This is a genomic window from Streptomyces sp. NPDC127177 (assembly GCF_042672475.1).
In the GTDB taxonomy this organism is placed as follows: domain Bacteria; phylum Actinomycetota; class Actinomycetes; order Streptomycetales; family Streptomycetaceae; genus Streptomyces.
This window is the reverse complement of record NZ_JBHXUW010000010.1, coordinates 87,727-104,277: the sequence shown is the minus strand read 5'-3', so window position 1 is coordinate 104,277 and position 16,551 is coordinate 87,727. Positions and strand designations below refer to the sequence as shown.

The 16,551-nt window shown below is 70.5% G+C and carries 17 protein-coding genes and 1 pseudogene; 11 read left to right on the top strand and 7 right to left on the bottom strand.

The genetic code is table 11. The features are described 5' to 3' along the window. The first annotated feature begins 63 nt into the window (after positions 1-63). The 4 genes from ACFVJX_RS09460 (at position 64) to ACFVJX_RS09445 (ending at position 4,459) form a co-directional block, all read left to right on the top strand. The gene (locus tag ACFVJX_RS09460; protein WP_384133087.1) at positions 64-666 is read left to right on the top strand and encodes a dihydrofolate reductase family protein; all 603 of its coding nucleotides are present in this window, start codon (positions 64-66) and stop codon (positions 664-666) included. A gap of 184 nt (positions 667-850) precedes the next feature. After that, positions 851-1,756, top strand: a complete 906-nt coding sequence (locus ACFVJX_RS09455; protein ID WP_384133084.1) for a GH25 family lysozyme — start codon at positions 851-853, stop codon at positions 1,754-1,756. Between the two features lie 151 nt (positions 1,757-1,907). After that, entirely contained in the window at positions 1,908-3,044 is a 1,137-nt protein-coding gene (locus ACFVJX_RS09450; protein WP_384133081.1) for a glycoside hydrolase family 3 N-terminal domain-containing protein, read from the top strand. A 158-nt stretch (positions 3,045-3,202) separates the two neighbouring features. Further along, entirely contained in the window at positions 3,203-4,459 is a 1,257-nt protein-coding gene (locus ACFVJX_RS09445) for an MFS transporter (RefSeq protein ID WP_384133079.1), read from the top strand. Between the two features lie 73 nt (positions 4,460-4,532). Here ACFVJX_RS09445 and ACFVJX_RS09440 read toward each other — a convergent pair whose 3' ends face one another. Beyond that, on the bottom strand, positions 4,533-4,760 hold the full coding sequence (locus ACFVJX_RS09440) for a hypothetical protein (protein ID WP_384133076.1): 228 nt from the start codon (positions 4,758-4,760) through the stop codon (positions 4,533-4,535). 56 nt (positions 4,761-4,816) lie between these two features. Here ACFVJX_RS09440 and ACFVJX_RS09435 point away from each other — a divergent pair, with 56 nt between their 5' ends. The 5 genes and pseudogenes from ACFVJX_RS09435 to ACFVJX_RS09415 all read left to right on the top strand — a co-directional run bounded on the left by ACFVJX_RS09435 (position 4,817) and on the right by ACFVJX_RS09415 (position 8,350). Next, positions 4,817-5,497 (top strand): GNAT family N-acetyltransferase, encoded by a 681-nt coding sequence (locus ACFVJX_RS09435; RefSeq protein ID WP_384133073.1) that lies wholly within the window; start codon positions 4,817-4,819, stop codon positions 5,495-5,497. A gap of 116 nt (positions 5,498-5,613) precedes the next feature. Beyond that, a pseudogene (locus tag ACFVJX_RS09430) lies at positions 5,614-5,980 on the top strand (ATP-binding protein). After that, entirely contained in the window at positions 5,977-7,020 is a 1,044-nt protein-coding gene (locus ACFVJX_RS09425) for an NAD(P)/FAD-dependent oxidoreductase (RefSeq protein WP_384133070.1), read from the top strand. Before ACFVJX_RS09430 ends, ACFVJX_RS09425 begins: the two are co-directional and overlap by 4 nt. Then, positions 7,017-7,649: an SAM-dependent methyltransferase gene (locus ACFVJX_RS09420; protein WP_384133067.1), complete on the top strand. Its 633-nt coding sequence runs from the start codon at positions 7,017-7,019 to the stop codon at positions 7,647-7,649. The genes ACFVJX_RS09425 and ACFVJX_RS09420 overlap by 4 nt, the downstream gene beginning before the upstream one ends. A 143-nt stretch (positions 7,650-7,792) precedes the next feature. Beyond that, entirely contained in the window at positions 7,793-8,350 is a 558-nt protein-coding gene (locus ACFVJX_RS09415; RefSeq protein ID WP_384133064.1) for a DinB family protein, read from the top strand. A gap of 121 nt (positions 8,351-8,471) precedes the next feature. Here ACFVJX_RS09415 and ACFVJX_RS09410 read toward each other — a convergent pair whose 3' ends face one another. From ACFVJX_RS09410 to ACFVJX_RS09400, 3 genes are all read right to left on the bottom strand, one after another. Next, the gene (locus tag ACFVJX_RS09410; protein ID WP_384133061.1) at positions 8,472-9,014 is read right to left on the bottom strand and encodes a hypothetical protein; all 543 of its coding nucleotides are present in this window, start codon (positions 9,012-9,014) and stop codon (positions 8,472-8,474) included. Next, complete coding sequence (locus ACFVJX_RS09405) at positions 9,011-9,256, bottom strand: helix-turn-helix transcriptional regulator (protein ID WP_384133058.1); 246 nt, start codon at positions 9,254-9,256, stop codon at positions 9,011-9,013. Before ACFVJX_RS09405 ends, ACFVJX_RS09410 begins: the two co-directional genes overlap by 4 nt. 188 nt (positions 9,257-9,444) lie before the next feature. Next, positions 9,445-10,065 carry a YceI family protein gene (locus ACFVJX_RS09400; protein ID WP_384133055.1) on the bottom strand — a complete coding sequence of 207 codons (621 nt, stop codon included), beginning with the start codon at positions 10,063-10,065 and terminating at the stop codon, positions 9,445-9,447. A gap of 225 nt (positions 10,066-10,290) precedes the next feature. On the opposite strand from ACFVJX_RS09400, the gene ACFVJX_RS09395 reads away from it, so the two are divergent. Then, a complete protein-coding gene (locus ACFVJX_RS09395) occupies positions 10,291-10,812 on the top strand; it encodes a hypothetical protein (RefSeq protein ID WP_384133052.1) in 522 nt (173 codons plus the stop codon). A gap of 75 nt (positions 10,813-10,887) precedes the next feature. Here the strand turns inward: ACFVJX_RS09395 and ACFVJX_RS09390 are convergent, their stop codons facing one another. The 3 genes from ACFVJX_RS09390 to ACFVJX_RS09380 are packed head-to-tail and all read right to left on the bottom strand — an operon-like array spanning position 10,888 to position 14,407. Continuing rightward, entirely contained in the window at positions 10,888-11,643 is a 756-nt protein-coding gene (locus ACFVJX_RS09390; protein WP_384134068.1) for a copper homeostasis protein CutC, read from the bottom strand. Further along, positions 11,640-13,163, bottom strand: a complete 1,524-nt coding sequence (locus tag ACFVJX_RS09385) for a M81 family metallopeptidase (protein ID WP_384134071.1) — start codon at positions 13,161-13,163, stop codon at positions 11,640-11,642. Before ACFVJX_RS09385 ends, ACFVJX_RS09390 begins: the two co-directional genes overlap by 4 nt. A gap of 23 nt (positions 13,164-13,186) precedes the next feature. Next, entirely contained in the window at positions 13,187-14,407 is a 1,221-nt protein-coding gene (locus ACFVJX_RS09380; RefSeq protein ID WP_384134074.1) for an ROK family protein, read from the bottom strand. Positions 14,408-14,693: 286 nt separating this feature from the next. Between ACFVJX_RS09380 and ACFVJX_RS09375 the strand changes: the two genes are divergently transcribed. Continuing rightward, the gene (locus ACFVJX_RS09375) at positions 14,694-16,511 is read left to right on the top strand and encodes a peptide ABC transporter substrate-binding protein (protein ID WP_384134077.1); all 1,818 of its coding nucleotides are present in this window, start codon (positions 14,694-14,696) and stop codon (positions 16,509-16,511) included. Positions 16,512-16,551 lie beyond the last annotated feature (40 nt).

Below are 16,551 nucleotides of genomic sequence, written 5' to 3'. Positions count from 1 at the left end.
GTTCCGGTCGCGGTGGCGGTCTCTTCTCCCGTACGCCTGATCCGACCCCGAGGAGTGACTGACATGCGCATCGCCATCAGCGAGTTCATCAGCCTGGACGGCGTCGTGCAGGCGCCGGGCGGCGCGGAGGAGGACCCGTCCGGTGGCTTCGCCCACGGCGGCTGGTCGCACCCCTTCTTCGACCCGGAGGTGGTGGGCGGTGCCTTCAACGACTCGCTGGACGGGGCCGGGGCCCTGCTCTTCGGCCGGCGCACCTGGCAGACGATGGCCGCGGCATGGCCCGAGCGGGCCGGTGACCCGTTCGCCGACCGGATGAACGCCATCGAGAAGTACGTCGTGACCGACACCCTGGGCGACTCCGACCTGACGTGGGACAACACCGAGCGCATCCCCGGCGGGAAGCTCACCGCCCGCATCCAGGAGCTGCGCGGGACGGGTGACGGCGATCTGCTGGTCATGGGAAGCCCGACGCTCGTGCGCGGCCTGCTGAGCGAGGGCCTGGTCGACGAACTCCGGCTCGTGATCATGCCGGTGCTGCTGGGCGGCGGAAAGTCGATCTTCCCCGAGGACGGCGGACTGCGCGCGCTGGAACTGGTCTCGGCCGTCACCAGCGGCACGGGCGTACAGGTGTGCACGTACCGTCCGGCGGCCGAAGTCCAGGCATAACCGCCGGGTGAAGAACCGTCAGTTCAGAAAACTTCTGTCGGGCGCCGGTCGTTTGTACAGCTCACCAGGGCGCAGAGAGGTCTAGACAACTAACGAAACGGAAAACTATTTACCACGGCCTGTTCCTGTGGCTGACTGTGTCGTGTTCGCGACAACTCGACGCGCGTAGACCGTCGCGGACCGCATGTCCCCCCACAAGCAGGAGGCCACCATGTTCCCCCGGAGCATTTCCCTCAGGTCCACCCAGAAGAGACTCACCGTGGCCGGCGTCGTCGGCATGAGCGCCGCGCTGCTGCTGACCCTGATGTCCGGCCCCGCGTCTGCGGCGCCCGTACCGGACAACCCCGTGCCGTACGGCAAGGGGTACATGGGAGTCGGCTACCTCCAGGACGGCAAGGACTTCAAGCCGGACACCGGCCGGCTGCACGTCGGGGCCCAGCCGGACGCTGGCCTCAAGGCGAACCCCGAGGGCATCGACGTCTCCAGCTGGCAGGGGGGCATCAACTGGAGCTCCGTCCGCGCGGCGGGCATCGAGTTCTCCTGGATGAAGGCGACCGAGGGACTCACCTACACGGACCCGACGTTCAGTGCCAACTACCTGAACTCCTACAACGCCGGTGTGATCCGGGGCGCTTACCACTACGCGCGGCCCGACGTCTCCGGCGGCGCCGCCCAGGCGGACTTCTTCGCGAGCAACGGTGGGGCCTGGTCCCGCGACAACCTCACCCTCCCGGGCGTGCTGGACATCGAGGGCACCTGCTACGGCTACTCCCAGGCCGCCATGCGCCAGTGGGTCCTCGACTTCTACAACACGTACAAGGCCCGCACGGGTCGTGACGTCGTGATCTACACCAGCCCGAGCTGGTGGAACGAGTGCACCGGCGGCTGGGACGGCATGTCCGCCCGCAGCCCGCTGTGGGTAGCCAACTGGACCACCGGCACCCCCAGCATCCCGGCGGGCTTCCCCTTCTGGACGGTCTGGCAGTACACCTCCACCGGCGCGGTGAACGGCGTCTCGGGCAACGTCGACCGCGACCGCTTCAGCGGCGACCGCTCCCGCCTGCTGGCTCTCGCCAACAACACTCCGTGACGGTGGACGCCGGAACAAGTCTCCCCCTCCCGGGCGTGGCCTCTGCGTGAGGGGTACACGGGCCGGAGCGGTCCTCCCCGGCTGCTCCGGCCCTTTCGTTTCCCTCCCGAGGTCCCGTCCGGCTCCATGACCGTTCACGAAGGAGCAAGTCATGAGCTCGACACCACCCCTCAGCAGGCGCGGTGCCCTGATCGCCGCAACCGCCGCCCTGGTCGGCGGGCTGGGACCGGCGGCCGGTTCGGAGGCGGCCGTGCGGATTCCCGAGAGCGCGCGCATCCGCGCCGCTGCCCTCTCCCCCCAGCAGCGCGCCGGGCAGTGCGTCATCCACTCCTACCCCGGACTCACGCCTCCCGCCTCCCTGATGAACGCCATCAAGGAGGGCCGCACGGCAGGCGTGATCTTCTTCGGGGAGAACGTGGACAGCCTCAGCCAGATCGAGGGCGTCATCCAGTCGATGAACGCGGCACACGCCTCGTCGCCCGTGAAGGCCCCACTGCTCCTGATGACGGACCAGGAAGGCGGCATGATCCGCCGGCTGCCCGGTGAACCCGTCATGTCCGCCAAGGACGTCGGCGCAGCCGCCGACCCGCACCAGTGGGCCGACTTCACCGGCAACGGCGCGGGCGTGAACCTCGCGGGCGTCGGCATGAACGTGAACCTCGCGCCGGTCCTCGACGTCTACCGCACGGACGGCGACTTCACCGACCAGTACGAGCGGTCGTACAGCAAGTCGGCCGCATCCGTGGCCAGTTGCGGATCGACCTTCATCACCGCTCAGCAGGGCGCCGGCGTCGCCGCCACCGCCAAGCACTTTCCCGGCCTCGGCCCCGCGTCCGCGAGCCAGAACACGGATCTGCGTCCCGTCACCATCACCACGTCTGCCGCCACCCTCCGCAGCGTGGACGAGGCACCGTACCGGGACGCCATCGCCGCCGGTACCAAGCTCGTCATGCTGTCCTGGGCCATCTACACCGCCCTGGACTCCGCCCGCCCCGCCGGGCTGTCCCCGACCGTCGTCGGCGAACTGCGCAACCGGCTCGGCTACACCGGGGTCACGATCACCGACGCCCTGGAGGCGGGTGCCCTCCAGTCCTTCGGCAGTACCTCCAAGCGTGCCGTCCAGGCCGCGTCCGCGGGCATGGACCTCCTGCTCTGCTCGTCCCGCAGCGTCTCCCAGGGCGACGAGGCGGTGACCGCACTGAGCGACGCCCTGGCGTCCGGTCAGCTCAACGGCACCGCTTTCGACGCCGCCGCCGCACGCGTCAACGCCCTGCGCGCCGGGCTCTGACGGGCCCGGGGCAGTGGCCCGGCACGCTCAGCGGGAGTCTTCGCACAACCGGTGGTTGTGCCGGGTCTGAACGGTTGTTTGCTCTCCCCGCCCCCGACTCGCTTTGATGCCGATGACCGGCGCACCGCCGGTCCGGGTCGGCGGGAGGCATGTGGGGCATGGCGGGCAGACGGGCGTTGGGGCGGCGGTTCGGGTGGCTGTGGGCGGCGTACGCGGTCAGCTCGTACGGGACCGGGCTCGGGTTCGGCGCGCTCCCCCTGATCGCGGTCCTCGTGCTGCACAGCGGGCCCACCCAGGTGGCGGCGCTGGCCGCCACCGGGCGGGCGGTGGGGGCGCTGCTCGCGGTGCCGCTCGGCCCCTGGGTGGAGTTCCGGCACAAGCGGCCGGTGATGATCGCGATGGACCTGATCCGGTTCGCGGCCCTGATGAGCATCCCCGCCGCGTTCGCGCTCGGACTGCTCGGCTTCGTCCAGCTCCTGCTCGTCTCGGTCGTCGTCGCGGCGGCCGACATCGCCTTCAAGGCGGCGAGCGGCGCCTATCTGAAGACGCTCGTACCACCGCGAGACCTCCTCGTCGCGAACGGCCGGTTCGAATCCACGACATGGACCTCGACCATGATCGGACCACCGCTCGGCGGGGCCGCGATCGGACTGTTCGGCCCGGTGACGACCGTGGTGGCCGACGCGGTCAGCTACCTGCTCTCCGCGCTGGGCATCCGTGCCATCGGCGGAACGGAACCCGGCCCCGCGCGCCCGGCCGCGCCGCGACTGCGGACGGACGACCTGCTCGACGGCTGGCGCTACATCCTCGGCCATCGCGCGTTGCGCCCGCTGCTCATCAACTCGATCGTGGTCAACGGCCTGATCATGGCCTCCGGGCCGCTCCTCGCCGTGCTCCTGCTGGGCCCGCTCGGCTTCGCACCCTGGCAGTACGGTCTCGTCTTCGCGGCCCCCTGCGTCGGCGGCCTCATCGGCTCCCGCCTCGCCCACCCGCTGGCGGAGCGGTTCGGCAGGCACCGGACGATGATCACCTCAGGGGCGCTGCGTGCCTGCTGGCCCGTCGGTCTCGCGTTCGTCGGGCCCGGCGTCCCCGGCATGGCACTCATCATCGTGGTCCAGCTCGGCCTGGTGACCTGCTGCGCGCTGTTCAACCCACTGCTGGCCACCTACCGGCTCGACCACACCGCCCCCGACCGGGTGGCCCGCACCCTGTCCGCCTGGTCGATCAGCAGCAGCGCCGCCATCGCGGCCATGACCGCCCTGTGGGGCCTGCTGGCCGCCGCCACGAGCCCGCGCCTCGCCATCGCCGTCGCCGGAGTCGTCCTCCTGGCCACCCCGCTGCTGCTCCCGCGCCGGGAGAAGGAGCCGCCCGGTAGCGAGCCCACCCGCACCGAGAAGGCCATCGGCCCCGCCTGAGGCCTCCCGCGCTGTCCGCCGCCTCGGACCGCCCGTGGGCGGGAGCGTACGGCCTCCGCGATCAGGTCGTGGATCAGGAACTCGCCGGGGGCCCGGTTGCCTTGAGCCGGTCCAGGTCGTCGGGCCCCAACCAGCCGAGGGCGGAGTGCTTGGACCACTCCGGGCCGCGCCGCTGGGCGAAGGCCGCGCCGTCCCGATTGAGGACGACCGCACCGACGGTCCAGGCCGTTCCGGGTGCGGCGACGGGCACCTCCACGCCGTCCGCCACGGTGAACGAGCGGTTGTCGTTGTCTGCGGGCATACGCACCGGCGTAGGACCGGCCGACCCACCGGATGTGCTCATGCTCTAATCGCCTGATGACGAAGATCGAAGCAGGGCTCATACGGCGTTGGCTTGACGGCTGGACCGTCGCCCGCTCCCTGCCCGAGGCCGAACCGGTCGATCCCGCCGGGAGCGGCCTGCGGTCCGAGTGCGACCAGCCCGGTCGCGAGGTAGAGGTGTTCGCACTGCGTGCGGACGAGGACCCCGAGTCCTTGGCACAGCTGGCGTCAGTCGTCGCCGCCGCGCAGCAGCCCACCTGGCTCACCGTGCCCACGCTGAGCCCGGGCACAGTCGAAGCCATCGTCAGCGCCGCCGGACTGAAGTTGGTCCACCGGTCCGAGTGGCTCATGACGACCGATCTGACCGAGCACCCGCAGTACGTGCCTGCCGCGCCTTACGAGCGCGAGGTCCGCACCGAGGGGCCGGTCACGGTCGTCTCCCTTCGTGATCCTTCGGGAGGCGTGGCAGCGCGCGGCTCCATTGCCGTGGTTGGTGCTGAGGCGATCGCCGATCGCATCGAGACGGACGCAGCGCACCGCCGACGCGGACTGGGCCGGGCCGTGATGAGCGCTCTGGCGGAGGCCGCCGTGTCCCAGGGGGCCCGTACCGGTCTGCTCATTGCCAGCGAGGAAGGCCAGCGCCTCTACTCCGCCCTCGGCTGGCACCACAGGGCCGATGTCCTGATCGCGCGGGGGCCGGTGGGCCCCTCCACCTGACGGGACGTGCCTCGTCGTGCCTCTATTCGGCCATGCTCCGTCAGATTTGCCGACTGCATGCGGTTGCTCTCCCCGCCACGGGCTCCGGATGACCCGTCAGAGGTCGTACAGCCGAGCTGTACGACCTGACTCGCGACGACGTACTGCTCTGCGTGAGTGAGCTCGTCATCAACGCGCTCGTGCACGGGGTGCCGCCGGGGCGCGGGTTCCGTATCCACCTGCACTGGGAGCGCGCCGACGGCAGGCCCAGGATCGAGATCCAAGACAGCGGCGGCGGTGACGCCCCCGCGGCTTCGTGCCCCGCTCCCGAGGCGGAGGGCGGGCGTGGGCTGCTGCTGGTATCGGCGCTCGCCGACGCGTGGGGTGTGGGGGAGCGGAGCCCCGGCAAGGTCGTCTGGTGCGAGTTTGCCGAACCCGCAAAGATGTTTGCCGATGTCCGGGGCTGAGGCGCACCATCTCCGCAGATGGAGGTGTTTCGCATGAGCGACATGACGCAGATGTACGACGTGGTGGTGATCGGCGGCGGGGCCGCGGGTCTGAGCGGGGCGCTGGCGCTGGCCCGGGCCAGACGGTCGGTGCTGGTGATCGACGCCGGCAGCCCGCGCAACGCACCAGCGGCCCACGCGCACAACTACCTGGGCCGCGAGGGCACCCCGCCCGGGGAACTGCTGGCCGGCGGGCGCGCGGAGGCCGCCGGGTACGGGGCCGAGATCGTCGAGGGGGAGGCCGTCTCGGCCGAGCGGCTGTCGGGCGGGGGCGGGTTCCGGGTCGTACGGGAGGACGGGACGGCCGTCACGGCGCGACGTCTGCTCGTCACCACCGGGCTCGTCGACGAGCTGCCGCCGATCCCCGGTCTGGCCGAGCACTGGGGCAGTGGCGTGCTGCACTGCCCGTACTGCCACGGCTGGGAGGTGCGGGACCGGCCCGTCGGGATCGTGGCCATGAGCCCGATGGCCGTGCACCAGGCGCTGCTCTGGCGGCAGTGGAGCGACGACGTCACGCTCTTCCTGCACACCGCGCCCGAGCCGGACGACGAGGAGTACGAGCAGCTCGCCGCGCGAGGAATCGCCGTGGTGGACGGCGAGGTGACCGGTATCGAGTCGAGCGGGGACCGGCTCAGCGGGGTGAGGCTGGCCGGCGGGCGGGTCGTGCCGCGTGAGGCCGTGGTCGTCCAGCCGCGGTTCACCGCGCGGTCGGGCGTCCTGGACGGTCTCGGCCTGCATCCCACCGCGCTGGAGACGGGTGCCCACACCGTCGGTACGTACATCGCGTCCGATCCCTCCGGTGCGACCGAGGTGCCCGGAGTATGGGTCGCCGGTAACGTCACCAACCTGATGGAGCAGGTCATCGGCTCCGCCGCGGCGGGGTTGAAGGCGGCCTCCGCCCTCAACGCCGATCTGGTGGCCGACGACACCCGGCGCGCGGTCGGGGCCCGCCGCGCCCCGTTCTCGGCGGAGGCCGAGCGACAGGTGTGCGAGAAGACGCTCGGAAGCCGCCGTCACGGACTGCAGGAGACACGATGACAACCGACAGCACGCCGCCGTCCGACGCGGAACTCTGGGACGAGCGCTACCGCGAGAGCAACCGGATCTGGAGCGGGAACCCCAACACCGCGCTCGTGCGTGAGGTGGAGGGCCTCACGCCGGGGCGCGCCCTGGACCTCGGGTGCGGAGAAGGGGCCGACGCGGTCTGGCTGGCGCGCTGGGGCTGGCAGGTCACCGCCACGGACATCTCGCGCGTCGCTCTCGACCGGGCCGCCGAGCACGCGGCCGACGCGGGCGTCGCCGACAGGGTCGACTGGCAGTTCCACGACCTCGGGGTCTCCTTCCCCGAGGGGGAGTACGACCTCGTCTCGGCCCAGTTCCTGCACTCGATGGGCGATCTGCCGCGCGAACGGATTCTGCGCCGGGCCGCGGCGGCCGTCGCACCCGGCGGAGTGCTGCTGATCGTCGGGCACGCGGGCTTCCCGTCCTGGGAGCACAACCACGCGGACATGCACCTCCCCACCCCCGACGAGGTGCTCGTCTCCCTCGAACTCCCGGCGGGGGAGTGGGACGTGCTGCTCAGCGAGGAGCACGAGCGCGTGCAGAACGACCCGGACGGGAATCCGACCACCCGCACCGACAACGCGCTGAAGCTGCGCCGACGCTGACGCCTGGTCATATGGTGGGCGCGCCGTCCGGCGTCACGGTCGGCACGTCCACCATTCCCCGTCCGATCAGGTCGGGATCTGGCCTATACGGCTCCTACTGTGGTCCTCGACCGGCGGAACAGGAACGACCGAAGGCAGAGATGATGAACATCAACGAGCAGGACACCCGTGACGCGGCCGAGACCCCGGCCGTCAGCGCCGAGCGCGCCGACCTGCTGGAAATGCTCGCCAAGCAGCGGCACTTCCTGCGCTTCACCACCCGTGACCTCACCGACGAGCAGGCGCGACTTCGGACCACCGCCGGTGAGCTGTGTCTGGGCGGTCTCATCAAACACGTCGCCTCGGTCGAGCGGGCCTGGACGGCCTTCATCCTGAAGGGCCCGTCGGCGATGCCGGACTTCACCGCCATGACCGAGGCCGACTTCGCCGAGCGCGTCGACGAATTCAAGCTGCTGCCCGACGAGACGCTGGCGGGCGTGCTCGACGACTACGCCGAAGTGGCCCGCCGGACCGATGACCTGGTCGTCACCGTGCCCGACCTGTCCCACACCCAGCCGCTGCCGAAGGCTCCGTGGACCGAGCCCGGCAAGCAGTGGTCGGTCCGTCAGGTGTTGATGCACATCGCCACCGAGACCGCCCAGCACGCCGGCCACGCCGACATCCTCCGTGAGTCGCTGGACGGCGCCAAGAGCATGGGCTGACCTCGGCGGCCGGGGGAGCGGGCGGCCGGAGCGGCGAACCTCGACGCTCCGGCCGCCCAACCGTTGAGCGGATCATGAACCCTTGCCCGCGGAGACCGCCGCGGGGACGAACGATGCCCGGCTACGGGGCCTCCGGCTCCCCGGCCGGCTCGTCCTGCGCCGCGAGGCCGGCCATCCACAACGGCATCAGCCAGTGCGTGATGAACACCGCGGCCAGGACGGGTGCGAGCAGGGTTCCGGCGGGTACGTGACCGGCCCGACCCGCCGCTACGACGCCGACGACGGCGCACGCCAGCAGATACGTGGTCAGGCGGTGCGCCCGTGCCCGCACCCTGTCCCGCTCCGCGAGTTGGCGTTCGTCCAGGACGTGCGAGCGCAGTTCCAGCAGCCCGCGCGTGGCGCCGTTGATCACACCGGTGGCCAGGCACCAGGGAAGGAGCAGGGCGAGCAACGCGACGGCGGGCCAGAGCCTGTCGGTGGCGTACGCGCCGACGCAGGAGGCGACGCCCGCCGCCGTGAGCACCACATGGGCCGCGACGGCCGCGCGGCGACGCGTGGCCGTCGCGTACAGCGCGAGCGCCTGACGGTTGTTCATGAGGGCGAACATGCGCCGGTCGTGGCGCGTGTGGTGGGTGCGCCGGGATGTCCCGGTGGTACTGGTCATTGCTTCCTCCCGTAGACCTCGTCCGTGAGCGGGCGGAACGGGCGGAGGGAGAAGAGCGCCTCCACCGGCAGATCGAAGAACTCGGCGACGCGCAGCGCGAGATCGAGGCTCGGGTTGTACTGCCCGCGCTCGATGTAGCCGATGGTCTGGTAGTGGGCGCCGACCGCTTCGGCCAGCGCCTGTCGCGACACCTTGCGTTCCGCGCGCACTATCGCCAACCTGTTGTGAACCTGCTCGCTCATGTATAAGAAGTACTACATTCGAGAGCGGATTGACAACAGGGTGATCGGTGACCCGATAGTTCCGTGGTCGCCGGTCGCCGGTCGCCGGTCGCCGGTCGCCGAACGCTGAACGCTGAACGCCGAGCGCCCGCCGTCCTCCCCGTGCGGGGCGGAAGGCGGGCGCGCTCGGGCCGGTGGTCGCCGGGGTGTCAGGCCTGCGGTTCGGCGGCCTTGATCGCGGAGATGTCGAAGTTCAGCTTCACCTTGTCGCTGACCATCACGCCGCCGGTCTCCAGCGCCGCGTTCCAGGTCAGGCCCCAGTCGGAGCGCAGGATGTCCGCGCTGCCCTCGAAGCCGACGCGCTCGTTGCCGTACACGTCGGTCGCGGAGCCGTTGAACTCCAGGTCGATGGCGAGCGGGCGGGTGACGTCCTTGATGGTGAGGTCGCCGGTGACGCGGTACTTGTCGCCGCCGAGCTGCTCGGCCGCGGTCGAGCGGAACGTCATGAGGGGGAACTTCTCGGCGTCGAAGAAGTCGCCGCTGACCAGGTGGCCGTCACGGTCGGCGATGCCGGTGTCCACGCTGGCGATCTTGACGTCGATCGAGGCGGCGGAGCCGGCCGGGTTGCTGCCGTCCAGTTTCAGGCTGCCCTCGTGCTCACCGAAGGAGCCACGCACATTGGTGACCATCGCGTGGCGCACGGTGAAGCCGATGCTGCTGTGGGCCGGGTCGATCGTGTAGTCGCCGGTGAGGGCGGCCAGTGCCGGGTCGACGGCGGCGGTGGTGGCGGCGGTCTGGGCGTCGTTGTTCTTGCGGTTGAACAGAGCCATGGCTCCTCCTCGGGGACGTGATCGAGCGAGGCTCGACGTAGTTGTTTAACCTTCAACGACATTGACTGTAGACCCATCTTGTTCAAAGTTCAACATCTAGGGTCGCCACTTCTGCGGTTCTGCGCCACCTGTTCACGCGGCCGTTACGTCAGGCCCCCTGGCGACGCGCGTAGAACTCGGGCACTATCTCCCTGCCCGATTGTCATGCACAGGAGGAGTCCCCCCATGGTGTCCCGTATGACCCTGCGCCCCGTCCTGACCGCTCTCGCCCTCGTCCTGGGTGTCCTCTTCGCCCCCGGAGTCGGCGTGCTCTCCGGCGCGACGGACGCCTTCGCCGTCAGCAAGCTCACCCACAGCCAGGCGACCGCCAGATTCACCTCGTCCGGCGTCACCTGGTCGTCCTCCGGTGGCTGCTCCAACCGCAACGTCGCCACCTGCACCTCCTTCGACCAGCTCAACCTGCCGAGCGCCCAAGGTGCCCAGACCCTCAAGAGCGCCACGGGCTGCGCGCTCAACATCACCGGCGGCACCGAGACCGGGCACGCCAGTGGCACGTACTCGCACTGGAACGGCTACAAGCTCGACTTCGGCAAGAGCACCTGTCTCACCAACTACATCCACGGCGTGTTCGCCTACATCGGCCTGCGCGGCGACGGCGCGCCCCAGTACCAGTCCGGCTCCGGCAACATCTACGCGGACGAGGGCAGCCACTGGGACGTGACCTTCTACAACTGCGGCGGCTGCTGAGCGACCCGGGACCGCGTACGACGGCGCCCTCGACCTTCCGGAAGGTCGAGGGCGCCGTCGTACGTGTGGCCGACGTCAGCCGGCCGCCTCCAGCGCACGCCGCGCCTGAGCCACCACTACGGGGTCGGTGACGAAATGGGTGTCCTGCTCGGCCGATGTTCCGCCCGCGCCGAGGGGCACCCAGGCGCCGCCGGGCCGGCGCGGCGCCCGGGTCTTGGCGGAGAGGTGGACTGCGGCGACACCGGACGCCGTCAGGGCCGGGATGTCGGCGAGGCGCACGCCGCCGCCGGCCATCACCTCTACCCCCGGCGCGGCGGCGACCATCGCGGCGATCACCGCCCGCCCCCGGGCCGCGGTGGGGGCGCCACCCGAGGTGAGGACCCGGGTCAGACCGAGTGCGGGCAGCAGCGCCGCGCCGGCCACCGGATCGGCGGACTGGTCGATGGCACGGTGCAGCGTGATGTCCACCGGGCGGCCCGTGGCACGGGCCGCCTCGGCGAGCCGGGCGATCGCCGCGGTGTCCAGAGCTCCGTCGGCCGTCAGCGCGCCGATCACCACTCCGGCGGCGCCGGAGGCCACCACGGACCGCACATCGGCGGCCATCAGGGCGAGCTCCTCCGCGTCATGGACGAAGTCGCCGGGCCGGCATCTGACCAGCACCTGCACCGGGAGCCCCTGCTCGGCGACCGCCTCCACCAGCGCGGCCGACGGGGTCAGGCCGCCCAGCTCCAGGGCGGTGCAGAGCTCGACCCGGTCGGCGCCGCTCTCCCGGGCTGCGCGGGCGCCCGCCGGCGAGGTGACGGCGATCTCCAGGGCAGGACGTGCGGTCACTCGTCGTCCCCGGTCAGCGGCCGGTCCGAGGCGGGGATGACGCGGGCGAGAAGATCCGGGTCGGCCATCTCGCGGTCGAACGGGAACATCGGGCGCCTGATGCGGTGGTGGCCCAGACGCACCAGGTCCTGGTCCACACCGCCGGGGGTCAGCGCCATCTTCCAGCCGGCCGACATGTCGAAGAGCTCGGGCTCCAGATAGCCGATCTTCACGATCACGATGTCGGCGCCCCGCGGATCGAGGTCCAGGCCGGTGAAGTCCTGTTCGTGGTGGTAGGGCTTGCGGAGCTCGGTGAGGATCGCGTACACGCTGCCCACCCGGATCACGACCTCGGTCCGGGCGTCCCGGTCGCCGTGCCGGACGGCGTGCACCGTACCGGTCAGGGTGACCGGGCCGGCGTGCCGGTCGTCCACCTCCGCCCCGGCGGTGACGGTGACGGTGGCGCCCACTCCGGCGGCGACGGCGGTCTCGACGGCGGCCGGGCCCGGCACCGATGCGTAGATGACGGTCGGGCCGTCCTCCGCCCGGAACTCGGGGCGGGCCAGCAGCCGGGCCAGCCCCCAGCTCACGTCACCGGCGCCGCCGGCGGTCGGGTTGTCCCCGGTGTCGCTGATGAAGTACGGGCGCCGGTCGGATCCCAGGGCCTCGTCCAGGATGCCGTCGAAGGTGCCGGTCGGGGCGACGAAGGCGAAGTCGTCGCGGGCCTTCCAGAACCCCTGGGCCAGGAGCTCCGCGCCGGCCGACACGGCGGCACGGTCGGTGCCGGTGACCACCACCGCGGCGCGGTTGCGGGGTTCGTCGGCCCAGGCGTAGCCGACCCAGATGGCGGCGTCGGTCACGCCGTCCATCGCCTCGACGTCGTCCACGGCCGCGTACACGCTCCTGGCCGGCTCGATGCGGGTGGAGGTCTGTTCGCCGGCCAGCAGCACCGGCACCGGCACCCATGCCTTGACCGGGCGCGGCGCCCCGGACGCCAGCAGCTCCACCAGGTTGCGGACGGCCCGCTCCTTGGTCTCCATGTGGTCCTCGTGCGGGGCCATCCGGTAACACGTGATCAGATCGCTGCCGTGGACGAGCTCGCGGGAGACGTTGCCGTGCAGGTCCATCGAGGTGGAGACGAGGACGTCGGGGCCGACGGTGGCACGGATGCGCTCCAGCAGAACGGCCTCGGCGTCGTCGACGCCCTCCACGGTCATCGCACCGTGGATGTCGTACCAGAGGCCGTCCGGGCGGGGCAGTGCGGCGAGCCTTTCGATCAGCTCGTCGGTCAGCTCGGCCCAGGCCTCGGCGGTGACGGTACCGCCCGGCAGCGACTTCCCGACCAGGGCGCCGTGCCAGGAGGCCGCCTCACGCAACTCCTCGCCGGGGGCCAGGAAGGGGTAGCGGTCCAGCACCTCGGCGCCGCGCGAGGGATGGAAGGCGGCTGCCCGCGTCCGGGCGGGGGAGAAGGTGGAGGACTCGATGCCGAGTCCGGCGATGGCGATGACCGGGCGGGTTGCTGCGGTGCGGGATTGCGACATGGCTCCTCGTAAGGGGTGTGGCGTCAGAGGTGACGGGGCGCGAGCGTGCCGAACCTGCCGGTCCCGTCCACCTCGTGCAGGGCGTGCGCCAGGGCTCGCTGCAGGGCGAACTGCCCGGCGCCGACCAGCCCCGCGTCGGCGCCGAGCCTGGTCCGCTCGATGGTGAGGTGTTCGGTGACGAGTGGGTGGCAGCTCTCGTAGAGCCGGCTGCGCACCGCGGCGACGAACTGTTCCAGGGTGGAGAGGATGCCGCCGAGGTAGACGGCGTCCGGATTGAAGAAGTTGACGTTGGCGGCCAGCACCTGGCCCAGGTAGTCGCCGGCCCTGCGGACCGTGCGGGTGGCCAGTGGGTCCCCGTCGAGGGCCAGTCGGGCCACGTCCTCGGGGCTGTTCACATCCGTCCCGAGCTCGCGCAGGATGCGGACGAGGGCGGCGCCGGACGCCACGGTCTCCAGGCAGCCGGTGTTGCCGCAGGAGCAGGGGATATCGGCACCGGCGTCGATCCGGATGTGGGTGATGTCCCCGGCGGCGCCTGTCGCGCCGCGGTAGAGGCGCCCCTGCGCCATCACGCCCGCGCCGATCGCGGACCCGATCTTCACCATGATCGTCTGGGCGTGGCCGTCATCGCGCACGGTGTGCTCGCCGACCGCCATGCAGTTGGCGTCGTTGTCCACGGCCGCCGGGAGGCCGAAGCGCTCCTCCAGCCAGGAGGCGACCGGGAAGCGGTGCCAGCCGGGCATCCGCGACGGCCGGACGACCGAACCCGAGGCGATGTCCACCGGCCCGGGAAGTGAGAGTCCGACCCCGCGCAGGCGGCCGATCCCACGCTGTTCGGCCAGCGCCTCCAGCGCCTCGGCCAGCCGGGGCAGGGCGGCTTCGGGCCCGTCGGCGATCAGGAAGGGGACGGTCGAGACGTCGGTCAGCCCGCCGCCGGGAAGCACCACGCCGATCCGGGCGTGCCGGCCGCCGAGGTCGGCGGCCACGGCGAACTCGTCACGGCTCCCGAGCCGCAGTGCCTTGCGGGGGCGCCCGCCGGTGGAGGACTGAGTGCCCTCTTCGGCGATCAGACCGCGTTCCACCAGTTGCCCCACGGCGAGGGAGATGGTGGAGGCGGCCGCACCGAGGCGCTCGGCGAGCTCGGCACGTGACGTCGCCTGGCCCGACGCGATGAGTTCCAGGACCCGCATGGCGAGCGCCGGGGTCCCTTTCGTGGCCTTGCGGTCCCACGCACTTATTCCAGTCATGTACAAAGTTACTTCCGCAACGTGGTGTGTGGCGCAGACGATACGCCCGCACTTCGCGCAGCGAAACAGCGTCCCGAAAGAAGTGCGTCACCCGGGAAACCCCCTATATCGCCCCTAAGTGTCCCAAGTGGTCGGGCGAAATGGGGCGAGCCGACTTTCATCGAATTTGCAGTAACTTACTTGTTACTAATTCTTGTTTGTTTCTTCGGCGGCTCCGGCGTTAGCTGTCGTGAACGCAGCGCCGGCCCCCCGGGTGCCTGCGGGCCCTCTCACTCCGAGGAGAATCATGTTCCTTACTCATGCGGCGAGCCGCCGCCGCTGGGCCCTCGTCGCGGGCGCTGCCACCACTGCGACTGTGCTGCTGTCCGGCTGTTCCGGCGGGGGCACGTCCTCGTCCGGTTCCGCCTCGTCGGACAGCATCAACTACGCGCTGCCGGCCAACTTCACGCCGAACTGGATCCTCCCGGTCGGGACCGCCGCGCACCTGAACACCAACAACTCGTCCATATCCCAGTCCCTCTGGGAGCCGCTGATCGCGTACGACGGCTCCACCGGCAAGGTCGGCTGGAACAAGGACAACTCGCTCGCCACGGCCGCGGACTTCGCCAAGGACGGCAAGAGCGTCACGATCACGCTCGGCAACCGGCACTGGAGCGACGGCAAGCAGATAACCTCGCGCGACGTCGAGTTCTGGTTCAACCTGGTCAAGGCCAATAAGAAGGACTGGGCCAGCTACAGCCCCGGCAAGGCGCCGGACAACTGGACCTCGCTGAAGACCGTCGACGACACGCACTTCACCATCGCCTTCGACCAGGCGTACAACCAGCAGTGGATGCTGGCCAACGAGTTGAGCATGATCCGCCCGATGCCGCAGCACGTCTGGGACAAGACGAGCGACGCGGGCACCGTGTCGGACCTCGACCGCACCGAGGCGGACGCGAAGAAGGTCTGGGAGTATCTGAACGGCGCCGCCAAGAAGATCTCCGGCTATGCGAGCGATCCGCTCTGGAAGACGGTCAGCGGCCCGTACACCCTCAAGTCGTTCTCCACGGCCGGCAAGGTCCAGCTGCTGGCCAACGCCAAGTACGACGGCGGCGGCAAGGCGAACATCAAGACGGTGAACCTGCTCCCGTTCACCACCACGGACGCCGAGGAGAACGCGCTCCGCGCGGGCACGGTCGACTACGGCTACATCAACGCCACCAACCTCAGCCAGGAAGCGTCCTTCACCGCCAAGGGCTACACCGTGAAGCCGTGGTCCGGCTGGGCCATCACGTACATGCCCTACAACTTCAACAACCCCGCCATGGGCCCGGTGTTCAAGCAGCTCTACGCCCGACAGGCGATCCAGATGTCGGTGGACCAGACCACTCTCTCGAAGGTCGTCTTCAACGGCACCGCCGTCTCCACCTACGGCCCGGTCCCGCAGGGCCAGAGCTCGGCCTTCGTCTCGCCCGAGCAGAAGAACAACCCGTACCCGTTCTCCACCACCAAGGCCAGGCAGCTGCTCACCGACCACGGCTGGACCGAGCAGAACGGCACCATGGTGTGCACCGCTCCGGGCACGGGTGGCAACCAGTGCGGCGCCGGAGTGGACAAGGGAACCAAGTTCCGGATGCAGGTGCTGTCGCAGTCCGGCTCGACCGTGACCGACAACATGATGAGCGCCCTGCAGTCGTCGTTCGCCAAGACCGGAATCGAATTCGGCATCAAGACCGCCCCGGTCAACTCCGTCCTCGCGCAGTCCGGCCAGTGCAAGGCCGAGGACGCCGGCTGCAAGTGGCAGCTGTCGTTCTTCGGTTCCGCGGGCAGCTGGTACTTCCCGGCCTACCCGAGCGGTGACTCGCTCTTCGCCTCCGGCGGCGGCTCCAACTTCGGCAGCTACTCCAACCCCGCCGTCGACAAGCTGGTCACCCGGACGACCACCTCCTCCTCCGGCGAAGCGGTCCGCGAGTACAGCGCCGCCCTGGCCAAGGACCTCCCGGTCGTCTGGCTGCCGGAGCCGGACTACCAGGTCTCCGTGGTCAAGAAGGGCCTGGGCGGCTTCGCCCAGGACTCGCTCGCCAACTTCCACCCCGCCATGTGGAAGTGGACGACCAAGTGAGCCCGGCCGGGGACCACACCTACCGCTGAGCCGAAACGAC